We start from the raw sequence: 20,034 nt of genomic DNA, 5'->3' as shown, positions 1-20,034 counted from the left end.
TAAGCTAAGACTGGTACCTGAACGACTGTTCGACAAGCGAACATTCGGTGGTTTTGGGCCCCTGGGCTCCCATGCCAACGCACAAAGGAGTCACCATGAAACGAATTACCACGGTGCTGGCGGCCGTCGCGGTCCTGGCCCTGTCCGCCTGCGGCAGCGGGACGCCCAGTTCCACCGGCGGCGGCGCCTCCGGCGGGGCCACCGGCGGAGGGGACCTGACCAAGGTCAGCGTCGGCGTCATTCCGATCGTTGACTGCGCTCCCATTTACCTGGGGAGCAAACTGGGCTTCTTCAAGGACGAAGGACTTCAGCTGGACATCCAGACCGCCTCCGGAGGCGCGGCAATTGTCCCCGGCGTCGTCAGCGGCAGCTTTGACTTCGCTTTCTCCAACCTCATCTCGGTGATGGTTGCCAAGGACAAGGGCCTGGACCTGAAGTTTGTCGCCAACGGTGCCTCCACCACCGGTGAAAAGGGCAAGGACGTCGGCGGCGTTGTCGTTCCTGCCGGTTCCAGCATCAAGTCCGCGAAGGACCTGGCCGGCAAGACGGTGTCCGTCAACAACCTCTCCAACATCGGTGACACCACCATCAAGTCCGCCATCGAAAAGGACGGCGGGGACCCGTCCACCGTGAAGTTCGTCGAGGTGGCTTTCCAGGACGCGCCCGCCGCCCTGGCCAACAAGCAGGTCGACGCCGCCTGGATCCTGGAGCCGTTCATGTCCAAGGCCGTGGCCGCCGGCGGAACCGTCGTCGACTGGAACTTCGTGGAGATGAGCCCGAAGCTTGACATTGCCGGCTACTTCACGAAGTCGGACACCGTCAAGAACAAGCCCGAGCTGACCCAGAAGTTCACCCGGGCCATGAACAAGTCCCTCGAGTACGCGCAGGCGCACCCGCAGGAGGTCCGTGACATTGTGGGTACCTACACCAAGATCGACGAGGCCACCCGCGCCAAGATGACACTGACGCACTGGACCGTCAACTTCGACAAAGACGCTTTCAAGACCCTCGGTGATGCCGCCACAAAGTACGGCACGCTCACCAAGGCGCCGAACGCGGGCGACCTGCTCCCGTGAGTCCCGACTCTCCGGTCTCCGGCGGTCCCGCCCCGCGTACGGGGCGGGACCGCAGCGGCAGCACGAAGTTGCCGGCCAAACAGCTGCTTGGCCTGGCCGGGATCATCGGATTCCTGGCCACCTGGGAACTGATTCCCCGGCTGGGCATCATCGACCCGCGCTACCTGCCGCCTGCCAGCGAAGTGATTCTGGCCCTTGTCCGTGACCTCGGCCTGACCGCCTTCTGGGTCTCGGTGGGCGAAACCATGACGGCCTGGTTCCTGGGTCTGCTCCTTGCGGTGCTTCTGGCCGTGCTGCTGGGCTTCATCATCGGTTCCAGCGACTTCCTGCGCCGCGCCACCAACTCCACCATCGAGTTCCTGCGGCCCATCCCGTCCGTGGCGCTGATCCCCCTGGCGGTGCTGCTCTTCGGTGTGAAGATCGAGTCGTCGCTCATGCTGATCACCTACGCGGCCTTCTGGCAGGTCCTCATCCAGGTCCTTTACGGCGTGGCCGATGTGGACATGGTCGCCAATAACACCGCCAAGACGTACGGGCTGGGCCCGATGGCGCGGATACGTTACGTCGTGTTCCCCACCGCCCTGCCCTATCTGATGACCGGCGTCCGGCTTGCCGCCACGGTGGCGCTGGTGCTGGCCATTACGGCGGAACTGGTGATCGGCTCCCCGGGGCTGGGACGGGAAATCGCGCTCGCGCAGTCCGGCGGCGCCATCTCCGGAATGTACGCCCTGGTGCTCGCCACCGGCCTGATCGGTGTGCTGATCAATGCCCTGATGCGGCTGATCGAAAAGAAGACGCTCGCCTGGCACTCCTCCGTCCGTTCCGAGGTAATCGTATGAAGATCCTGAAGACCCTCGGCTATGTCCTGGCGCTTCCGGTGCTGCTGGTCCTGCTCTGGTGGGCGTCCACCTTGGGCGCGGTCAACTTCTTCGTCCCCACCCCGGCCACGCTGGTCAACAAGTTCGGCAAGGTCTGGTTCGGTGAGCGGTTCTTTACCGACGTCCTGCCCAGCGTCGGCCGGCTCCTGGTCGGCGTCATCGCCGCGGTCGTGATCGGCGTCGTGGGTGGTGTCCTGATCGGCTCCGTCCGCTGGCTTCGCGCGCTGCTGGAACCGGTGCTGGAGTTCTTCCGCGCCATTCCGCCGCCGGTGCTGGTTCCGGTGCTCATCCTGCTGATGGGCATCACCGACTCGATGAAGATCGCGGTGATCATCTCGGGCTGCGTCTGGCCGGTCCTGCTCAACACCATCGAGGGAGTCCGCGCCGTCGACGGCGTCCTCTCGGATTCCGCGCACACCTACGGCATCGATGGCTGGGCCCGCGTCCGGTACCTGGTGCTGCCCTCCGCCAGCCCGCAGATCCTTGCGGGCGTGCGCCAGTCACTCTCGCTCGGCTTGATCCTTATGGTCATTTCCGAGATGTTTGCCTCGTCCTCGGGGCTTGGCTTCACCATCGTCCAGTTCCAGCGCTCCTTCGCCATCCCGGAAATGTGGTCCGGCATCGTGGTGCTTGGCCTGCTGGGCGTGGCCATGTCGTTCATCTTCCAGTGGGCCGAGCGGAACATCCTGCGCTGGTACCACGGCCAGAAAGAGGTAGAAAATGCAGCCTGACCCCGCTCCGCAGCCAGCCGGGACGACGCAGCCAGCCGCGACGACGCAGCCCGATGCCATGCTCTCCGTCCGCGGCCTGAAGAAGGTCTATCAGACCGACGGCGGCGACATCGAGGCGGTCCGCAACCTCACCTTCGATCTGCGCGCCGGGGAGCTGGCTTGCCTGGTGGGTCCCTCGGGTTCCGGCAAGACCACGCTGCTCAAGTGCATCTCCGGTCTGATGGCCCCCACCGAGGGGGAAGTCCTGCTGGACGGCAAGCGCGTCTCCGGGCCGCCGAAAAAGATGGCCGTGGTCTTCCAGGAATACGGCCGTTCCCTCTTCCCCTGGATGCGGGTCCGGGACAACGTGGAACTGCCGCTGAAGAACCAGGGAGTGCCCAAGGCGGAACGCGACCGGCTCGTCGACGAGGCTCTCGAGGCCGTGGGACTGGCCCACGTCCCGCGCTCGTACCCCTGGCAGCTCTCCGGCGGCATGCAGCAGCGCGTGGCGATTGCCCGGGCCATTGCCTACCAGCCCGAGGTCCTGTTGATGGATGAGCCGTTCGCCGCGGTGGACGCCCAGACCCGGGCCGACCTGGAAGACCTCATCCGGGTGGTCTGGAAGAAGCTCGGCGTGACGGTCCTGTTCGTCACGCACGACATCGACGAGTCGGTCTACCTTGGCGAGCGGGTCATCATCCTGTCCAGCTCCCCGACTGTGGTGCAGGAGGACATCGTGATCGACCTTCCCGAGGACCGCGACCAGCTGAACACGCGGGCGCTGCCGCGCTTCACCGAACTTCGGCACCACGTGTACGAGCAGATCCAGCTGGCCAAGAAGGGCCACCGTCCCGCGGCAGCGGGCTCGGCCGCCGGCTCAACCGCAGGCTAAGGGCGTCGCCCGCGAAGGCCCCGAAGCAAACGAAACACCCCGCCACGGATAGTCCGTGGCGGGGTGTTTCGTTGCGGCCAGCGGCCGACGGCGGAGGCTACAGCTTGTTGGCTGCCTCGGCGTCGGATGCTGCCTGGCCCGCACCGAGGTTGGCGCGCAGCTTGGCGCCGAGCTCGGCGTCCACGTTGGTCCAGTACTGGATGGCGCGTTCCTTGATGGCGGGGCTCTTCACGCCGCCCACGGCGCCGGTGATCGTGTCCAGCAGGCGGGCCTTGGCGCCGTCGTCGAACACTTCGCGGTACAGGGTCCCGGCCTGGCCGAAGTCCCCGTCCTCAGCGTGCAGGGAGTGCGCGGAAAGCGTCAGCTCGCCGTCGTTCTCCCAGCCGCCGGCCGGGCTCTGCGGCTCCACGGCAGCCGGGCCGCCGAACGAGTTCGGTGCGTACACGGGAACGCTGGGGGCGTTGAAGGTGTACCGGCCGGCGCCGTCCTGGCTGTAGTTGTTGACCTGGCTCTTGGGCAGGTTCACCGGGAGCTGGGCGTGGTTGGTGCCCACGCGGTAGCGGTGTGCGTCGGCGTAGGAGAAGATGCGGGCCTGCAGCATCTTGTCCGGGGAGGCAGCGATGCCCGGCACGAAGTTCGACGGCGCGAACGTGGCCTGCTCAATCTGCGCGAAGTAGTTCTCCGGGTTCTTGTTCAGCTCCATGGTGCCGACCTTGATCAGCGGGTAGTCGGCGTGCGGCCACACCTTGGTGAGGTCGAACGGGTTGAAGCGGTAGGTCTTGGCATCCTCGTACGGCATGACCTGGACGTGCAGGTCCCAGGACGGGAAGTTGCCGGCCTCGATGTTCTCGGACAGGTCGCGGATGTAGAAGTCTGCGTCCGAGCCGGCCAGTTCTTCAGCCTGGTCACCGGTGATGGCCTTGACGCCCTGGTTCGACTTGAAGTGGTACTTGACCCAGAAGCGCTCGCCGGCGGCATTGATCCACTGGTAGGTGTGCGAGCCGTAGCCCTGCATTTCGCGCCAGGAGGCCGGCAGGCCGCGGTCGCCCATCAGCCAGGTGACCTGGTGGGCGGACTCGGGGGAGAGGGTCCAGAAGTCCCACTGCATGTCGGCGTCGCGCAGGTGCGTGCCCGGAAGCCGCTTCTGGCTGCGGATGAAGTCCGGGAACTTGATGCCGTCGCGGATGAAGAACACCGGGGTGTTGTTGCCGACCAGGTCGTAGTTGCCTTCGGTGGTGTAGAACTTCACCGCGAAGCCGCGCGGGTCGCGCCAGGTGTCGGGGGAGCCGCTTTCGCCGGCGACGGAGGAGAAACGGATGAGCATGTCCGTCTCAACGCCGGGCTGGAACAGCGCGGCCTTGGTGTAGGCGGAGACGTCCTCGGTGGTTTTGAAGGTACCGAACGCACCGCCGCCCTTGGCGTGCACGACACGCTCCGGCACGCGCTCGCGGTTGAACTGGGCGAGCTTCTCGATCAGGTAGTGGTCGGTCAGGATGATCGCGCCGTCGGCGCCGACGGTCTGAGAGTGGGCGTCGGACGCGACGGGGGCGCCGGACTGTGTCGTGGATACTGCGGGCGCAGAGATGTTCTGAGTCATCATTCTCCTATTTCGGTTCTAACTTAGGTTCGGTCGGGAAGTTTTTGGTTCCGCTGGCACTCTTCGCAGATGCCCTGGTACAGGACGTCCGCGATCTGAATGGTCATCGGCCGGGAGTCCGGGTCCCAGTGCGGAGTCAGGCAGGGCGCGTGGCCGACGGCGCATTCGACGTCCTCCACCCGGCCGCAGCTGACGCAGACAGCGTGGTGGTGGTTGTCGCCCACCCGGGTCTCGTACAGCGCGGGCGAGTGCGGCGGTTCAAAGCGGCGGAGCATCTGCAGTTCGGTGAGGTCGCCGAGGACCACGTAGACGGACTGCGCGGTCAGTTCGGGAAGCTCTTCGCGGGCGGCGGCGAGGATGCCCTCTGCCGGCGCGTGCGGGTGACGTTCGACGGCGGTCAGCACGGCCAGCCGCTGTTTGGTCACCCGGCGGCCGTGGGCACGCAGCGCCGCGGCCCATCCCTCATGGCTCCCCGCGTGATCTGTCATGCCTCCATTCAAGCACTTATTTTGAGCAGGTCATAATAAGCTGCGGCGTGTTTCGTTCCGGTGCGCCACTAGAGTTGCCCAGTGGGGAAATTCCTGGCGGACATCACGCCGTTACGCGAGAGCCCGGCGTTCCGCCGCCTGTGGCTGGGCTCCGCCGTCTCGGCCCTGGGCAGCCAGCTCACCCTGGTGGCCGTGAGCCTGGAGGTCTACCGCCTCACCCAGGACAGTCTGTACGTCGGCCTGCTGAGCATCTTCGCCCTGGTTCCGCTGGTGTTCGGCGGCCTGCTGGGCGGCTCCATTGCGGATGCCCACGACCGCCGGGCAGTCGCGCTGCTCGCTTCGGCCGTGCTCTGGCTGACCACTGCGGGACTGGCACTGCAGGCGTGGCTCCAGCTGGGCAACGTGTGGCTGCTGTATGCCTTGATCGCGGTGCAGAGCGGCGCGCAGTCGATCAACCAGCCCGCCCGCAGCGCCATCATCCCGGTCCTCGTGCGCAAACAGCTCCTGCCGGCTGCCAACGCGCTGAGCATGATGAGCTTTGGCCTGACCATGACGGCTGGCCCGTTGCTGGCCGGTGTGCTGGTCGCCTCGGTCGGTTTTGCCTGGACCTACACGCTCGACGTGGCCAGCTTCGCCTTTGTGGTCTGGGCGCTGCTAAAACTGCCGGCGATGCCGCCCGGTGAGACGGCGCACCGGGCCGGGCTGCGCTCGGTCGTGGAGGGCTTCCGCTTCCTCGGCACCCGGCCCAACCTCCGCATGACCTTCATCATCGATCTGGTGGCCATGATCCTGGCCCAGCCGCGGGCGCTGTTGCCGGCCATCGCCGCGCTCATGATCGGCGGCGGCGACGCCACCGTCGGTCTTTTGCTGGCCTCCACCGCCGTCGGCGCCTTCCTGGCCGGGCTCTTCTCCGGGCCGCTGGGAGCGGTGCACAAACAGGGGACCGCGGTGGTCTGGTCGGTCATGGGCTGGGGCGCCTCGATTGCCGGGCTGGGCCTGGTGGTGGTACTGGCCGGGCGGTCCGGCGGCGGGGAGGTCGGCCCGTGGCTGGTGCCCGCCGCCGTCTGCTGTGCGCTCGCCGGCATCGCCGACTCGGTCAGCGCCGTGTTCCGCACCACGATTCTGCAGTCGGCCACCCCCGACCACCTGCGTGGCCGGCTGCAGGGCGTTTTCGTGGTGGTAGTAGCCGGCGGCCCCCGGGTCGGGGACATGCTCGCAGGCGGTGCAACCCGGCTGCTCAGCGAGGGGTGGGTGCTGCTGGCCGGCGGCGCGTTGTGCGCGCTGGTTGCCTGGCTCGTCGCCCGCTGGCAGTCCGGTTTTCTGGCCTACGACGCGCGGAACCCGGTCCCCTAACAGTTCGTTTCTCAGATGTATGATCCACGCGGACATCCACGGCAAGGCTTGGGAGGATCAGTGCACAACCATCACAACGGACTGAAGACGGCGGCCTTGTTTGGCGTCCTGTGGGCAGTCCTGCTCGGCCTGGGCGCACTGATCGGGGCCGGCACGCGCAGCGCGGCGCCGATCTGGATCATGGCGCTGATCGGCGTCGGTACCACGGCCTACGGCTACTGGAACAGTGACAAGATCGCGATCCGCTCCATGCAGGCCTACCCCGTGACGGAGGCCGAGGCGCCGCAGCTGCACCAGATGGTCCGTGAATTATCGGCCCGCGCAAACCAGCCGATGCCCCGCATTTTCATCTCACCGACCATGGCCCCGAACGCCTTCGCCACCGGCCGCAACCCGCAGAACGCAGCCGTGTGCTGCACCCAGGGCATCCTGCAGCTGCTGGACGCCCGCGAGCTGCGCGGTGTTCTCGGCCACGAGCTGATGCACGTGTACAACCGGGACATCCTCACTTCCTCGGTGGCGGCTGCCGTGGCGGGTGTGATCACCTCGGTGGGGCAGATGCTGCTCTTCTTCGGCGGCGGCGACCGCCGTAACGGGAATCCGCTGGCGCTGCTCGCCATGGCCCTGCTGGCACCGTTCGCGGCGTCGCTGATCCAGATGGCGATCTCCCGCACCCGGGAGTACGACGCCGACGAGGACGGCTCGGTCCTCACCGGCGACCCGCTGGCGCTCGCCTCCGCCCTGCGGAAGATCGAGCAGGGGGTTCAGCTCGCTCCGCTGCCGCAGGACCAGCGCTTGGTCAACGCCTCGCACCTGATGATCGCCAATCCCTTCCGCGGCGGTGCAGGGGTGGCTCGGATGTTCTCAACGCACCCGCCGATGCAGGACCGGATTGTCCGGCTGGAGCGGATGGCGGGCCGTCCGCTGGTCTGACCGGGAAGCGACCGGAACGTCCTTCAGCGCCCGGAAGCCTTGAACATCCCCGGCCCCGGTGGGAAACTGACCGCCGGGGTACCGGCGCCCCGGCGGAGGCGAAATGAACACTGCAGCTTCAGGGGCCTGGCCATATCTGCCCCTCGACCAGTGGAAGGAAACCCGCGACACCCTTCAATTGTTCACCCAGGTTGTCGGAAAGGTTTGCCTCGCCAACACGCCGTTGATCAACCACTGGTGGAACTGCGCCCTCCGTGTGACAGCCCGTGGACTCACCACCCCACTCATGCCCCACCCCGGGGGCCAGCGCTTCCAGATCGACTTCAACTTCCAGACGCACCGCGTCGAGATTGTGAGTACGTCCGGCGCGGCCCGCTCATTTGGGCTCGGCTCCCTCACTGTTGAGGGCTTCTACAACTCCCTGCGGCACTGCCTGGACGAACTGGACCTGACGACGGAATTCTGGCCCGTTCCGGTAGAAATCGCCGGTGCGATCCCCTTCGCCGAAGACCGGACGCATGCAGACTATGACACCGAAGCGGTGCACCGTTTCTGGCTCACCCTGGTCGAGGCCGACCGCGTTTTGACGATGTTCCGCGGACGCTTCGTGGGCAAGGCCAGCCCCATCCATCTGTTCTGGGGAGCGCTGGACCTGGCGGTGAGCCGATTCTCCGGCCGGACCGCCCCGGCGCATCCCGGCGGTGCGCCGAACTGCGGGCCCCACGTGATGCTCGAGGCGTACTCCCATGAGGTGTGCAGTGCCGGGTACTGGCCAGGGGGCGATGCCGAGGGTGTCTTTTATTCCTACGCGTACCCGGAACCTCAGGGATACCGGGAGTTTCCGGTGGAGACTCCCGGCGCCTACTTCAGCGCGGAACTCGGCGAATTTGTGCTGCCCTACCGGCTGGTGCGGACCGCAGCCGATCCGGACACGCTGCTCCTGGGGTTCCTGCAGGGCACCTACGAGGCCGCCGCGAGCTGCGCGCACTGGGACCGGGCGGCCCTGGAGCGCCGAGCCTGAGAGCAGGGCTGCACCGGTCATGTGGCGACGCCCTACCGGGTTCAGCCGGTGTGCTCGTCGTAGTGGTCGCTGTGGACGGCGTGGCGGTGCCCGTCGTGGAGGTAGTCAACGTGATCCCCATGCTGGACGGTGTCGTGACCGCATCCAGGGCCGTGTTCGCGCCGGCCGGGCCGCCGGAGACAAGACGAGGACCGCAGGATCAAGGCTGATCGCTGCGGTCCTCGGGGTATTCTGCGACTCTGTGCGGACTACGGACGCAACAGCCCGGTAATGACGCGGCGAACCGACCCTAGCTGCGGAAGTTCACGAACTGGAGATCGGCCTCGTCGAAGTTTTTCAGCAGCGCCATGGTTTCCTGCAGGTCGTCCCGTGATTTGGACGTCACCCGCAGTTCGTCGCCCTGGATCTGGGACTTGACGGACTTCGGGCCCTCGTCCCGGATCAGCTTGTTGATCTTTTTCGCCAGATCCTGGGCGATGCCCTCCTTGATGCTGGCCTCGAGCCGGTACTCCTTGCCCGAAGCGTACGGCTCGCCGGTATCGAGTGACTTCAGCGAAATGCCGCGCCGGATCAGCTTGGACTGGAGCACGTCCAGCACCGCCAGCACCCGCTCTTCGGAATTTGCCTTCATGAGGATCTTTTCGCCGCTGAAGTCGACTTCGGCGCCGACGCCCTTGAAGTCGTACCGCTGGGCCAGTTCCTTTTGGGCCTGGTTCAGCGCATTGGCGACTTCCTGCTTGTCGACCTTGCTGACGACGTCGAATGTGGATTCGCCTGCCATGACTGTCCTCCTGCTGGTTGTCGGGCGCCCTCCGGTAGGGCGGTGCTTTCTGAATTCCAGCCTAATACGGATGGCCCGCCCCTGCCGATGCCCTTGCCGCTGCCGTGGGCGGGCCGGGCTTCACAGTCTGCTCCTAGCTCAGTCCCGGTGGGAACGAAGCTTCGCCCGGCAGAGTTGTAGCCCTTGGAAGTAACGCGTGAAAGGCAAGGCACATGAACCGCAGGGCCATCCAGTACGTCACCAGTTCCACCGCCGCCGCAGCCGGTAGCTTCACGGCCGCGGCGGCGTCCATGGCTGCTGCCGCCCTGGCCGCCTCGATCATCCTGAGCCCGGCCGCGGAGGCTTCCGTGCGCCTCGACGGAGTGCAGGCAGACCTGGCCCGTGCGGTCCAACTGAACCAGGTGACCCCGGAGCAGGCGGCGAAATTCGAGGCGAAACTTGCCGGCAGGATCCTCGGCGGCGCCTGATATTCCCCGCGTGCACGCAGCCCGCGCCGCCGATTCGATTCTTCGGCGGAAGTTCTGTAAAGTTGTCTTGCCCGCGGTTGCTGAAGCGGAAAGGACTGGAAACAGACCATTCCGAACACGTCGCCGCGAGTGATCTTCTTTTGAAGTTCGGCAGATTACCCGAGCGGCCAAAGGGGGCTGACTGTAAATCAGCTGGCAACGCCTACGGGGGTTCGAATCCCTCATCTGCCACCCTTGTGGTGAGTCGAGACATCCTTCACGGATGAGTCGGGTCATCGGTTACACCCCGGTCTTCGGACCGGGGTGTTTTTCTTTGCCCGGGTTCTCTGGGTTGGTAGTCCCTGGTGGGGTCGATGGTGAGTTCGCGGATGATCTCTCCGGTGGTGGCGTCGCTGATGGTGACGTCGGTGTCGTGGATGAGCATGAGGACGTGCCGGCGGGCGTGGGCGCGGCCGATGCCGATGTGGCGGAGCTGTCCTGCGTGGCGGAGGGTGAGTTTCCCGAACTGGTCGACGCGGTCGATGCGGCGGCGCCAGTGGTCGCCCTGTTTCGCTCCGGCTGGGGCTGCCTTGGGTGTGGCTGTGTAGGCGGCGGCGGGTGTGCGTCGGTCCAGGGCCCGGTGTGGGCGTTCGTGGTTGTAGATGTGCCGGAACTTTTCCAGCTGTTCGTTCAGGTCTTCGAGGGTGTGGGCGGCCGGCTGGCCGGCCAGCCAGCGTTTGAGGGTCTGGTGGAAGCGTTCGATTTTGCCCTGGGTCTGCGGGTGGTTCGGGGAGCCGTTCTTCTGGGTGATGCCCAGGGTGTGGAGTTGGTGTTCGAAGGCGTTCCGGCCGCCGCGGCCGCCGGCCAGGCGGGTCGTGTAGACCATGCCGTTATCGGTCAGGGTCGAGGCCGGGAGCCCGTAGTGGGCGGCGCAGGCCAGGAACGTGCTCACGACGGCGGTGACGGTGACGGGTTTGAACGCGGTGCAGGCGAGCAGGTAGCGGGAGTGGTCATCGAGGAAGTTCAGGATCTCGATGTCGGTCCCGTCGGCGAGGGCCCAGTGGGTGAAGTCGGACTGCCAGGTTTCGTTGGGTTGATGGGCTTCGAAGCGGTGCAGGGACGCTTTGGGCCGTTTCTTCGGTTCCGGGGTGATGAGGCCATGGGCGTGCAGGATGCGGCGGATGGTCGAGGTCGAGGGCGGCTGCAGTCCTTCGCGTTCAAGGTGCCAGGCGATGGTGACGGGGCCTGCGTCCAAGCCGGCGGCGGCCAGTTCGCGGCGCACGGACAGGATTCGGTTGATGGCGGCTTCGGTGGTTCGGCGCGGGTTGCTCAGCGGGCGTTTGGGCCGGGGCTCGACGGCGTCGATGCCTCCCTCTGCTTCGCGCCTGAGCAGTTCGTGGACCCAGCGGCGGCTGACTCCGTAGCGGCGGGCTGCGGCCCGTGACGGTCAGGCCTTGGTCACGGACGGCGAGGACGATGACTTTCTGCTTCGACATGAACCATGCTCGACCCCCCGCAGTGTGAACGATGTCCCGGCTCACCGGTGAAGGGTCAACTGAGAACGATGTCCCGACTCAGGTGTGAACTATGTCGTGAAACTAGACACCTCATCTGCCACCCTCGAAAAGCCTCCGAAACCACTTGGTTTCGGAGGCTTTTCGTTTGTCCGCGCCGCTGATGCCCGCTTCGGACCAAACGATTGCTCCGGCACGGCCGCTCCGGGGGCGACAACGGCAGTTACGGAGCAGCCGATGTGCGGTCGACGGCTGCGAGGATGGCCGCGCCGAGCTCAGCCGGACGGGTGAACTGGGGCCAGTGCCCGGTCGGAAGATCCACGTACTCGACGTCCCGGATCCGGGCCAGCTCCGCCACGTACGGATGGCCCCCTTCGATCCATTGACGCAGCAGGGACGAAGGAAATTCACAGGCGATAACCGTCGCCGGCACGTCGTAGCGACGGTCGTCGTGGAGCCGTTGCCGGTCGTAGGCGACCCCCTTGGGTTCCGGGACGGCGCTGGCCCGGAACGCGGCGCGGCGTGCGTCGTCCAGGTCGACGAGGTCCTCGACGTCCATGGCGGCACCCTACGCGCCCGGACGCTTCCCGGCGACACCCTGCGCGCGTCACACGGAATCCGTATTACCGCCGAGTAGGGTAAAGCGCGTTGATCGTTGTGTCATGAGCCGTCGAGCCTGAGGAGAAGAAGTGAAGTCGTTTGCGTGTGGTGACGTCGTGCCCGGTTGCGAAGCGCGCTGGGTGTGCAGCACGGAGGATGAAATCCTGGTGCAGGTCGGTGCCCACGCCGCGTCCGTGCATGGCCTGACGGAACTGCCCTCCGGACTGGTCGACTCGGTCCACAAAGCCATCCACACCGTTAGTTGAACCCCGCGCCCGCCTCGCCGGGCCACGGTGCTGCCGGGCCGCAGCCACCCGACTGGGAGACCCTGCTGGCCGCTGCCTGCCGGGGCGACGGGCTGGCGGCGGCCTACCAGCCGATCGTGGACACCTCCAGGGGCACGGTGGTGGGCTACGAAGCGTTGGCGCGCTTTCCCGGCTTTACCGAAAAGAACCCCGAAGTCTGGTTCGCGGCCGCCCGTGACCACGGCACGGCGGCCGAACTCGAGGCAGCCGCACTGCGGACGGCGCTGCAGGCCCGCGATGCGCTGCCGTCGAACTGCTTTCTCACTTTGAACGTGTCGCCGGAGTTACTCACCTCCGAGTGCATCCGGAGCGTGTGGCGCGAGCAGGGCAAACTGGACGGACTCATCGTCGAGCTGACCGAACAGACTCCGATCGAGTCGTACCTGGAACTCGAACCTGACCTTAACCAGTTGCGCGCCGCCGGGGCCCTGATCGCCGTCGACGACGCCGGTGCGGGCTACGCGGGTCTGCGGCACCTGTTGGTCCTCCGGCCGTCGCTGATCAAGATCGACCGCGCGCTGATCATGGACGTGGACCGGGATGAGGCCAAGCGCGCGCTGATCGAAATGATGGGGGCCTTCGCGAGCCGGGTCGATGCCTGGATCCTGGCCGAAGGCGTGGAGCGCGTCGAGGAGCTGGATGCCCTGGTGTCCCTGGGTGTCCCGCTCGTGCAGGGTTACTATCTCGCCCGGCCGGCTGCCCCGTGGGCCGGCATTGACCTGGATGTGGCGCACCGCCTTGCCAGTGCCCGGCCGGTTGCCCATAAGACGGTGATCCGTGACGTCGTCGAGCCGGCCACGACGGCGACCAGTGTCACCGGCGCAGCGGATGCCTTTGCGGCGAACCCGTCGCTTGAGGCCGTGGTGCTGTTGGGGGAGCACCTGCGGCCGGTAGCCGTGCTGGACACCGGAGCGGCGGCCCTCGGCGTGGTGAGCCCCGGAATGCGGGTCAACCTCGATACTCCGCTCAGCCAGGCCCTGGCCCGTTCCATGACCAGGTCCAGGGCGCAAAGGTTTGACTCGCTGCTGGTGACGGACAACGCGGGCCGGTTTGCCGGTCTCGCCCGGATGGAGCGCATGGTGGTGGCGCTGGCCGGTGCCGACGACCCGACCGGTGCGGACGACCCGGCCGGTGCGGACCTCGCCTAGTCCGCAGTACCGGCCGGACGCAGCCGGAAGGAGTACTGTCCGGCTCCGCCCATGGGCTCCAGCGTCAGCTCGGCGCCGTCGGAGGGCAGCACGAGCGCCGTACGGATAGGCTCCCCGCAGGGAACGGACACCTCGGCGAGTGCGCCGGCGCCATTCCAGCTGCTGATGGCGAGCCGGACCCAGGCGGCTCCGCGGCAGGCGAAGTCGAGCTCGTAGTGGCCGGCGGGTGCCGCGAGTCCGGAGCTGGTGGATGCTTCGGAGCTGGCGGCGCCCCGAATCTCCCCGGGCACCGGCGGGCCCAGGATGTTCCGAGCCCAGACGTCCGCTTCAAAGCTGTCGCGCCGCGCTGCGTCATTGTTTGGTTCGATCTTGATCCCGGCCGTTCCCGCCTCAAGCCCGTACAGGGCGGTAGCCCGTGCCGTGAGGGTTCCGCCGGTGTGGCGGATGAAGGACGCGCGGGCCTCACCGCACGGGTAGTCCCAGGTCTGCGGGAGCGCATCCCCGGCAGCCAGCCGCACTTCAAGCCGGGTGCCGCCGGAACAGGCAGCGGTCAAAAGGTAGTCGCCGGCGGGGAGTTCCCCAGTCCATGCCGCGCCCTGTCCGGTGGCGTACGGGGTCGCGGCGCTGGCGGCCGGTCCCCCGAGCTGCCGGGTCACCTCGGCCAGGAACACGGCGGAGCCGGCGGTGTGGCCGGGGCCGGTCGACGGGTGGGCCGGCGGGGACTGCGGCGGCTCAGGAGGGGCGTACTCGCACCCCGCCAGGGCGGCGGTGAGCACCAGCAGCGTCACCGCCGCGCGCAGGGTCTGTGCTCCGGCCGGGGCGGACATGCTGTGAGTCTACCCGCGCGCTTCGGCGGGCCCGGCGGCCCGGCGGCCAGTCCGCCCTGAGCGGCATGGCTCCTTGGCAAGCGTTGTTACTGGCGGGTAACATCAGGGTTATGCACCTGCTGCTCCGCACCCTCCTCCTGCTGATCACGTCCGCCCGGCGCGCGCGCCTGAGTATCTGGGATTCATCGTCGCTGCCGCTGCGCGTCCTGCCGACGGACATCGATATCGCCCTGCACGTCAACAACGGGATGTACTTCTCGCTGATGGACCTGGGCCGCTTTGACCTGATGGCACGCAGCGGCACCTGGAAGGCCATGCGCCGGCGCGGCTGGACGCCGGTCGTTGCGGGGGAGACCATCGCCTTCCGCCGCTCGCTGCAGCTCTGGCAGGCCTACACCATCGAGTCCAGGATCATCGGACTGGACGAGAAGGCCATCTACTTCGAACAGCGGATGGTGGTGGACGGCGAAATCTACGCCCGGGCCCACATCGCCACCCGGCTGGTCAGCCGCGGCAAGCCCGTCAGCCAGGAGGAGATTCTCCGCGAATTCGGCGCCCCGCCGGCGGACCTGGAGCTGCCGGAGTGGATCCACGACTGGCGTGAAAGCAATGCGCTGCCGGGCGCCCGCCGTCCGGCCCCGCACGTCTGGGCCTAAGCGGCCAAGGATGTGCCATCAGCGAAACCCGGGGGACAACCGCGCCGGCCACGCGTACCGTTGACCCATGGCTACCGTAGACATTACAGGTGAACAGTTCGCATCAACCGTCGAGGACAACGACATTGTGCTCGTAGACTTTTGGGCCGAATGGTGCGGCCCGTGCAAGCAGTTCGGACCCACGTACGCGGCCGTTTCGGAGAAGCACCCGGACGTCGTCTTTTCCAAGGTTGACACCGAAGCGGAGCAGCAGCTCGCCGCCGAGGCCGGCATTACCTCGATTCCCACGCTGATGGCGTTCCGCGAAAAGGTGCTGGTGTTCTCCCAGCCCGGCGCCCTGAACGCCCAGCAGCTCGAGCAGGTGGTCGATGCCGTCAAGGGCCTGGACATGGAGGAAGTCCACGCGCACGTGGCACGCTCCCAGGCCGAAGCCGCGGCCGCCCCGCAGGACGGCACCCAGATCCCGGACGCTTAAGCAGGAAAGGTTTAGAGCCGGTCCAGTCGGACCGGCTCGGCCAGCAGCGCACTGAGGGATTCGTTCAGGTCCTGCACGGCACTGCCCTTGGCGTGCTTGTCCAGATCGGCCTGGCTCGCCCACTGCTCGGTCAGCACCAGCTTGTCCTCGCTTGCCTCCGTGAGTTCGTAGCGGATGCAGCCGGGCTCGTTGACGACCTCCTCGATCGCGATTTCCAGGGCGAGTTTTACGCGGAAGAACTCTCCCTCGTTGGGAATGAAAGTGGCCCGCAGGTCAAGGGGTGTACTCATGGCCTTCACCCTACCTGCGGCCGCTCCGCTGCCGAAAAGCTCCCGTGTCTTCCGCGCGGCATCCGCAGGCTGCCCTTCTCTTGGTGCCGCGGCGTTGGTAGCGTCACACCATGCTCGCCTACACAGCCGGGGACACTGACGTCCCGCTGATCGATGAAACCATCGGAGACCATTTCGAACGGATCGTCGCCGCTTTCCCCTACCATGACGCGCTGATTGAGGCCGCCCTCGTCCCCGGCGAAGAAGCGCGGCGGTGGAGCTACACCAAACTGAACGACGACGTCGACCGGCTCGCGCGGGCGTTGCTCGCCGTCGGCGTCGCCAAGGGGGAGCGGGTCGGGATCTGGAGCCCGAACTGCGCCGAATGGACGATCCTGCAGTACGCCACCGCAAAAGTCGGGGCCATCCTGGTCAACGTCAATCCGGCCTACCGCAGCCACGAACTGGAGTTCGTCGTCAAGCAGAACGGCATGCGGATGCTGGTGGCGGCTCCCTCCGACAGGAACAGCGACTACGTGGGTATGGCCAGGCGGGCCCTGTCCGAATGTCGGGACCTGCGCGAACTCGTCTTCCTGCCCGCCTCCGGTTCGCCGGACCTCGCCGCGGGGATCCCCGAACGCGCGGCGGAGCAGAGCTACGGCGAGTTGCTAAAGCGCGCCGACGACGTGCCGCATCCGGGGCTGAAGGCGCGGATGGCCGAACTGGACCCGCACGATGCGATCAATCTGCAGTACACCTCCGGCACCACCGGATTCCCCAAGGGCGCCACCCTCACACACCACAACCTGCTCAACAACGGCTACTCGATCGGGGAACTGCTGGACTACACCGAGCGCGACCGGGTGGTGCTCCCGGTGCCGTTCTACCACTGCTTCGGCATGGTGATCGGCAACCTGGCCGCGTTCAGCCACGGCACCGCCACCATCATCCCCGGCCGCGGTTTCTCGCCGGCGGCAACCCTTGAAGCGGTGCAGGACTTCGGCGGGACGTCGCTGTACGGCGTGCCGACGATGTTCATTGCCGAACTCGCCTTGCCGGACTTCGCCTCCTACGACCTCTCGACCCTGCGGACCGGCGTCATGGCGGGGTCGCTGTGCCCGATCGAGGTGATGAACCGGGTGATCGCGGACATGAACATGCGCGACGTGGCCATCTGCTACGGCATGACCGAGACCTCGCCGGTGTCCACGATGACCCGCGGCGGCGACACCATGCTCCAACGCACGCAGACCGTGGGCCGCACCATGCCGCACCTGGAGAGCCGGGTCGTGGACCCGGCCACCTGCGAGGTGGTGCAGCGCGGTGAGATCGGCGAGTTGTGCACCCGCGGCTATTCGGTAATGCAGGGCTACTGGGACCAGCCGGAGAAGACCGCGGAAGCCATCGACGCCGACGGCTGGATGCACACCGGGGACCTTGCCCGGATGGACCAGGACGGCTACCTGGTGATCGAAGGCCGGATCAAGGACATGGTGATCCGCGGCGGCGAAAACGTGTACCCGCGCGAGATCGAAGAGTTCCTCTATACCCACCCGGATATCCAGGACGTGCAGGTGATCGGGGTCCCGGATCCCACCTATGGCGAAGAGCTGATGGCCTGCGTGATCCTCAAACCCGGCGCAGCCACCCTGGACGCCGCCGGCCTGGCCGACTTCTGCCGCGGGAAGCTGGCGCATTACAAGATCCCGCGCTACGTGGACGTCCGGGACAGCTTCCCGATGACGGTGTCCGGCAAGATCCGCAAGGTGGACATGCGGCAGGAGGCCGTCGCCCGGCTGCATCTCTAACCACAACGCGGGGTCACTTAAGGCCCGTCCCGGGACCTTGGACGGACCGGAAGTGACCCCGGGTTGGTGAGGGTCTTTCGTGGCTGTGGATAACCTCAGCGCGGCGGCTGCTCTGCGGTCACAATGGTGCGCATGGTCCGCATCGTGCCACTCCCCGAAAGCCTCGTCCGGACACCGTTCACCGTGTACGAGTCACGCGCGCTCGGGGTTCAGCCCAAACGTCTGCGGGCGCGAGATTTGTCCGACGGCGGCCGGCTCATCTACCTGCCCGCCGGTCGGCACCTTGAAGTCATCGAACGCGCCCGTGTGCTGACCTCCGCAACACCCGGTGCCTGGATCTCGCACGAAACCGCTGCAGTCCTCACTCGGCTCGGACTGCCACCGTGGCTGGGCGGGTGTTCCACCATCCACCTCAGCAAACCGCATGAACTGCCCAGAGTCCGCCGTGCCGGCATCACGGGACACCGCGTGCGGTGTATCCCCGGCGAGCTAACCGACGTCGACGGCGTCCCCGTAACGGCACCGCCGCGGACCTGGCTGGATCTCGCCGCGGTCCTGCCGCTCAACTACCTCATCGCCCTGGGCGACCAGATCATTCGGATACCCCGGCCGGCGTTGGAGGCCAGGTCGGAGCCGTACGCCTACAAAGACGGACTGCGGCTGATCATCCGGCAGCATCCCAACATGAAGGGTGTAGAGAAGGCCCGGCTTGCCTTGGAACAGATGCGGGTGGGGGCGGACTCATTTCCGGAGACTTTCCTGCGACTCGCGCTGACGGATGCCCGGTTGCCGGAGCCGGAGCTTCAGATCAGGCTCGATCCGGACGACGGGCGCTCGCCGTCCGCAGACCTGGGCTACCGCAGGTACCGCATCGCCATTCAGTACGACGGCGCCCACCACCTCACCCGGGAACAGCAATCCAGGGACATCCGGCGGGACGAAGCGTTCCGTGGCGCCGGCTGGGCGTACTTCAAAGCCAACGCAGATGACCTTGCCAACGGCTTCGAAGGCCTCATCGCACGGATCAAGACAGCCCGGTTCCGCTCAACCTGACGCAACGCGGGGTCAGATCGCGTCCATAAAGTTGTTCCTGATGGGCCGGAAGTGACCCCGCGTTGCTCTTCAGCGGGGCTAGTGCGCGCGGTGGTCCTGGACCGTCATCCGGGGGCCGAACACCGGTTTTCGGAAACCGGTCAAACCGATCAGGCGCACCACCCGCTGGCGGTGGCCCGCCCAGGGGGCCAGCAGGCTCAGCATGCCGGCGTCGTCCGTCCGCCGCCCGGTCAGCGCCGCCCCGACGTAGGCCGCCAGGTGATAGTCACCCACAGCGATCGAGTCGGGACAGCCGTGCGTGCGCTGGACCACTTCGGCAGCCGTCCAGACGCCGATGCCGGCGACGGTCTGCAGCTTCGCGGCCGCTTCGGCCGCCGGCAACAGCGCCAACCGTTCCAACCCGGAGGCGGAACGCAGGGCACGCATTACGGTGGCCGAACGCTGCGGGCCCACCCCGGCACGGTGCCACTCCCAGGAGGGGATCCGCAGCCATTGCGCAGGGGTCGGCTGGATCATCAGGTTCGCAGGGGCCACGGTACCGGCCCCGGGCGCGGCCGTACCGAACCGGTACATCAGGTAACGGTAGCCACGGCGGGCCTCCAGCACCGTGACCTTCTGCTCCAGGATGGTGGGCACCAGCGCGTCGACCATCCGGCCGGTCGCCGGCAGCCGGAGGCCGGGGTTATGGCGCCGTGCCTCGACCACCATCGGGGGGAGGGTGGCGTGGAAGGCCGGCTCATCGAACCCCGTCCAGTCATCGTCGCCGCCCAGCAGCCGCGGCACGGCGTCGACGGCCGCCCCGGCGCCGGGTCCCCAGGCGTAGGCGTCGACCCAGGGCGCGGCCGCGGAGCCACCGGGCGAGAGCCGCAGCGAGGCAGCACCCGCCGGCGTCGTGAAGGCCATCCAGAGTCCGGACGGGTCGGCCCGGGCCGACGGGTCGCCGTGTCCGCGGCGGAGCGGGCCGAGGCTCTGCAGCAGGTCATACGGGCCCTCGGGATACCACCGCAACGAGGCGTCCGCCGCGGCGGCGGTCCCGGCGGGAAGCTCTGCGGTGGTCACCCGAACATGTTCCCACGCAGGGCCGACGGCGGACGCATCGGGAACGCGCAGGCGGGCCTCCTGCCGATAAGCGCCGGCCCTTATCGGCAGCCGCGGGCGGGACTAGAATCCGGCTGTGGACGCGGAATCCCGCGCCCCGCACCGG

General features: G+C 67.1%; 20 protein-coding genes, 1 tRNA gene and 2 pseudogenes. 15 read left to right on the top strand and 8 right to left on the bottom strand.

Annotation, left to right across the window (positions count from 1 at the left end; all coding sequences use genetic code 11):
• Window positions 1-95 precede the first annotated feature (95 nt).
• From AC3ANP_RS01815 to AC3ANP_RS01800, 4 genes are all read left to right on the top strand, one after another.
• Window positions 96-1,076 (top strand): ABC transporter substrate-binding protein, encoded by a 981-nt coding sequence (locus AC3ANP_RS01815; RefSeq protein ID WP_488331657.1) that lies wholly within the window; start codon window positions 96-98, stop codon window positions 1,074-1,076.
• A gap of 68 nt (window positions 1,077-1,144) precedes the next feature.
• The gene (locus tag AC3ANP_RS01810; RefSeq protein WP_488333124.1) at window positions 1,145-1,915 is read left to right on the top strand and encodes an ABC transporter permease; all 771 of its coding nucleotides are present in this window, start codon (window positions 1,145-1,147) and stop codon (window positions 1,913-1,915) included.
• Complete coding sequence (locus AC3ANP_RS01805) at window positions 1,912-2,685, top strand: ABC transporter permease (protein ID WP_488331656.1); 774 nt, start codon at window positions 1,912-1,914, stop codon at window positions 2,683-2,685. The genes AC3ANP_RS01810 and AC3ANP_RS01805 overlap by 4 nt, the downstream gene beginning before the upstream one ends.
• Entirely contained in the window at window positions 2,675-3,556 is an 882-nt protein-coding gene (locus AC3ANP_RS01800) for an ABC transporter ATP-binding protein (RefSeq protein ID WP_488331655.1), read from the top strand. The genes AC3ANP_RS01805 and AC3ANP_RS01800 overlap by 11 nt, the downstream gene beginning before the upstream one ends.
• Window positions 3,557-3,653: 97 nt before the next feature.
• Here AC3ANP_RS01800 and AC3ANP_RS01795 read toward each other — a convergent pair whose 3' ends face one another.
• Window positions 3,654-5,153 (bottom strand): catalase, encoded by a 1,500-nt coding sequence (locus tag AC3ANP_RS01795; protein ID WP_488333123.1) that lies wholly within the window; start codon window positions 5,151-5,153, stop codon window positions 3,654-3,656.
• A 23-nt stretch (window positions 5,154-5,176) separates the two neighbouring features.
• Window positions 5,177-5,641, bottom strand: a complete 465-nt coding sequence (locus AC3ANP_RS01790) for a Fur family transcriptional regulator (protein WP_488331654.1) — start codon at window positions 5,639-5,641, stop codon at window positions 5,177-5,179.
• An 81-nt stretch (window positions 5,642-5,722) separates the two neighbouring features.
• Between AC3ANP_RS01790 and AC3ANP_RS01785 the strand changes: the two genes are divergently transcribed.
• The 3 genes from AC3ANP_RS01785 (at window position 5,723) to AC3ANP_RS01775 (ending at window position 8,948) form a co-directional block, all read left to right on the top strand.
• Complete coding sequence (locus AC3ANP_RS01785) at window positions 5,723-6,994, top strand: MFS transporter (protein ID WP_488331653.1); 1,272 nt, start codon at window positions 5,723-5,725, stop codon at window positions 6,992-6,994.
• A 60-nt stretch (window positions 6,995-7,054) separates the two neighbouring features.
• The gene (htpX, locus tag AC3ANP_RS01780; protein WP_488331652.1) at window positions 7,055-7,927 is read left to right on the top strand and encodes a zinc metalloprotease HtpX; all 873 of its coding nucleotides are present in this window, start codon (window positions 7,055-7,057) and stop codon (window positions 7,925-7,927) included.
• 103 nt (window positions 7,928-8,030) lie between these two features.
• Window positions 8,031-8,948 (top strand): DUF5996 family protein, encoded by a 918-nt coding sequence (locus AC3ANP_RS01775; protein ID WP_488331651.1) that lies wholly within the window; start codon window positions 8,031-8,033, stop codon window positions 8,946-8,948.
• Window positions 8,949-9,237: 289 nt separating this feature from the next.
• Here AC3ANP_RS01775 and AC3ANP_RS01770 read toward each other — a convergent pair whose 3' ends face one another.
• Window positions 9,238-9,729, bottom strand: coding sequence for a YajQ family cyclic di-GMP-binding protein (locus tag AC3ANP_RS01770; protein ID WP_488331650.1), 492 nt, complete (start codon window positions 9,727-9,729; stop codon window positions 9,238-9,240).
• Window positions 9,730-9,941: 212 nt separating this feature from the next.
• Here AC3ANP_RS01770 and AC3ANP_RS01765 point away from each other — a divergent pair, with 212 nt between their 5' ends.
• Together AC3ANP_RS01765 and AC3ANP_RS01760 are read left to right on the top strand one after the other, a co-directional pair.
• The gene (locus AC3ANP_RS01765; RefSeq protein WP_488331649.1) at window positions 9,942-10,196 is read left to right on the top strand and encodes a hypothetical protein; all 255 of its coding nucleotides are present in this window, start codon (window positions 9,942-9,944) and stop codon (window positions 10,194-10,196) included.
• Between the two features lie 149 nt (window positions 10,197-10,345).
• Window positions 10,346-10,427, top strand: a tRNA-Tyr gene (locus AC3ANP_RS01760).
• A gap of 25 nt (window positions 10,428-10,452) precedes the next feature.
• Here AC3ANP_RS01760 and AC3ANP_RS01755 read toward each other — a convergent pair.
• Window positions 10,453-11,671: pseudogene (locus AC3ANP_RS01755) on the bottom strand (IS481 family transposase).
• A gap of 241 nt (window positions 11,672-11,912) precedes the next feature.
• A pseudogene (locus AC3ANP_RS01750) lies at window positions 11,913-12,239 on the bottom strand (alpha/beta fold hydrolase); the annotation flags it as partial.
• 139 nt (window positions 12,240-12,378) lie between these two features.
• On the opposite strand from AC3ANP_RS01750, the gene AC3ANP_RS01745 reads away from it, so the two are divergent.
• Complete coding sequence (locus tag AC3ANP_RS01745; RefSeq protein ID WP_488331648.1) at window positions 12,379-12,555, top strand: DUF1059 domain-containing protein; 177 nt, start codon at window positions 12,379-12,381, stop codon at window positions 12,553-12,555.
• Complete coding sequence (locus tag AC3ANP_RS01740) at window positions 12,552-13,742, top strand: EAL domain-containing protein (protein WP_488331647.1); 1,191 nt, start codon at window positions 12,552-12,554, stop codon at window positions 13,740-13,742. The genes AC3ANP_RS01745 and AC3ANP_RS01740 overlap by 4 nt, the downstream gene beginning before the upstream one ends.
• On the opposite strand, the gene AC3ANP_RS01735 is transcribed toward AC3ANP_RS01740, so the two are convergent.
• Window positions 13,739-14,569, bottom strand: a complete 831-nt coding sequence (locus tag AC3ANP_RS01735; protein ID WP_488331646.1) for a hypothetical protein — start codon at window positions 14,567-14,569, stop codon at window positions 13,739-13,741. The genes AC3ANP_RS01740 and AC3ANP_RS01735 overlap by 4 nt on opposite strands.
• Before the next feature lie 110 nt (window positions 14,570-14,679).
• Here AC3ANP_RS01735 and AC3ANP_RS01730 point away from each other — a divergent pair, with 110 nt between their 5' ends.
• Both AC3ANP_RS01730 and trxA read left to right on the top strand, forming a co-directional pair.
• On the top strand, window positions 14,680-15,225 hold the full coding sequence (locus tag AC3ANP_RS01730; RefSeq protein ID WP_488331645.1) for an acyl-CoA thioesterase: 546 nt from the start codon (window positions 14,680-14,682) through the stop codon (window positions 15,223-15,225).
• A gap of 67 nt (window positions 15,226-15,292) precedes the next feature.
• Window positions 15,293-15,700 carry a thioredoxin gene (trxA, locus tag AC3ANP_RS01725; protein ID WP_488331644.1) on the top strand — a complete coding sequence of 136 codons (408 nt, stop codon included), beginning with the start codon at window positions 15,293-15,295 and terminating at the stop codon, window positions 15,698-15,700.
• Between the two features lie 11 nt (window positions 15,701-15,711).
• Here trxA and AC3ANP_RS01720 read toward each other — a convergent pair whose 3' ends face one another.
• Entirely contained in the window at window positions 15,712-15,990 is a 279-nt protein-coding gene (locus tag AC3ANP_RS01720) for a putative quinol monooxygenase (RefSeq protein WP_488331643.1), read from the bottom strand.
• Between the two features lie 110 nt (window positions 15,991-16,100).
• Between AC3ANP_RS01720 and AC3ANP_RS01715 the strand changes: the two genes are divergently transcribed.
• Both AC3ANP_RS01715 and AC3ANP_RS01710 read left to right on the top strand, forming a co-directional pair.
• Complete coding sequence (locus AC3ANP_RS01715) at window positions 16,101-17,777, top strand: AMP-binding protein (RefSeq protein WP_488331642.1); 1,677 nt, start codon at window positions 16,101-16,103, stop codon at window positions 17,775-17,777.
• A gap of 132 nt (window positions 17,778-17,909) precedes the next feature.
• Entirely contained in the window at window positions 17,910-18,830 is a 921-nt protein-coding gene (locus tag AC3ANP_RS01710) for an endonuclease domain-containing protein (protein ID WP_488331641.1), read from the top strand.
• A gap of 78 nt (window positions 18,831-18,908) precedes the next feature.
• Here the strand turns inward: AC3ANP_RS01710 and AC3ANP_RS01705 are convergent, their stop codons facing one another.
• The gene (locus AC3ANP_RS01705) at window positions 18,909-19,889 is read right to left on the bottom strand and encodes a DNA-3-methyladenine glycosylase family protein (RefSeq protein WP_488331640.1); all 981 of its coding nucleotides are present in this window, start codon (window positions 19,887-19,889) and stop codon (window positions 18,909-18,911) included.
• Window positions 19,890-20,034: the final 145 nt, after the last annotated feature.

It is taken from the genome of Arthrobacter sp. JB02-1C, assembly GCF_057748045.1.
This window is presented reverse-complemented; position numbering and strand designations above follow the sequence as displayed.

Excerpts from the sequence above, each read along its gene's own strand:
- AC3ANP_RS01815 (WP_488331657.1), top strand. The coding sequence starts at position 96 with ATGAAACGAATTACCACGGTGCTGGCGGCCGTCGCGGTCCTGGCCCTG.
- AC3ANP_RS01805 (WP_488331656.1), top strand. The coding sequence starts at position 1,912 with ATGAAGATCCTGAAGACCCTCGGCTATGTCCTGGCGCTTCCGGTGCTG.
- AC3ANP_RS01800 (WP_488331655.1), top strand. The coding sequence starts at position 2,675 with ATGCAGCCTGACCCCGCTCCGCAGCCAGCCGGGACGACGCAGCCAGCC.
- AC3ANP_RS01795 (WP_488333123.1), bottom strand. The coding sequence starts at position 5,153 with ATGACTCAGAACATCTCTGCGCCCGCAGTATCCACGACACAGTCCGGC.
- AC3ANP_RS01790 (WP_488331654.1), bottom strand. The coding sequence starts at position 5,641 with ATGACAGATCACGCGGGGAGCCATGAGGGATGGGCCGCGGCGCTGCGT.
- AC3ANP_RS01775 (WP_488331651.1), top strand. The coding sequence starts at position 8,031 with ATGAACACTGCAGCTTCAGGGGCCTGGCCATATCTGCCCCTCGACCAG.
- AC3ANP_RS01770 (WP_488331650.1), bottom strand. The coding sequence starts at position 9,729 with ATGGCAGGCGAATCCACATTCGACGTCGTCAGCAAGGTCGACAAGCAG.
- AC3ANP_RS01765 (WP_488331649.1), top strand. The coding sequence starts at position 9,942 with ATGAACCGCAGGGCCATCCAGTACGTCACCAGTTCCACCGCCGCCGCA.
- AC3ANP_RS01735 (WP_488331646.1), bottom strand. The coding sequence starts at position 14,569 with ATGTCCGCCCCGGCCGGAGCACAGACCCTGCGCGCGGCGGTGACGCTG.
- AC3ANP_RS01730 (WP_488331645.1), top strand. The coding sequence starts at position 14,680 with ATGCACCTGCTGCTCCGCACCCTCCTCCTGCTGATCACGTCCGCCCGG.
- trxA (WP_488331644.1), top strand. The coding sequence starts at position 15,293 with ATGGCTACCGTAGACATTACAGGTGAACAGTTCGCATCAACCGTCGAG.
- AC3ANP_RS01720 (WP_488331643.1), bottom strand. The coding sequence starts at position 15,990 with ATGAGTACACCCCTTGACCTGCGGGCCACTTTCATTCCCAACGAGGGA.
- AC3ANP_RS01715 (WP_488331642.1), top strand. The coding sequence starts at position 16,101 with ATGCTCGCCTACACAGCCGGGGACACTGACGTCCCGCTGATCGATGAA.
- AC3ANP_RS01710 (WP_488331641.1), top strand. The coding sequence starts at position 17,910 with ATGGTCCGCATCGTGCCACTCCCCGAAAGCCTCGTCCGGACACCGTTC.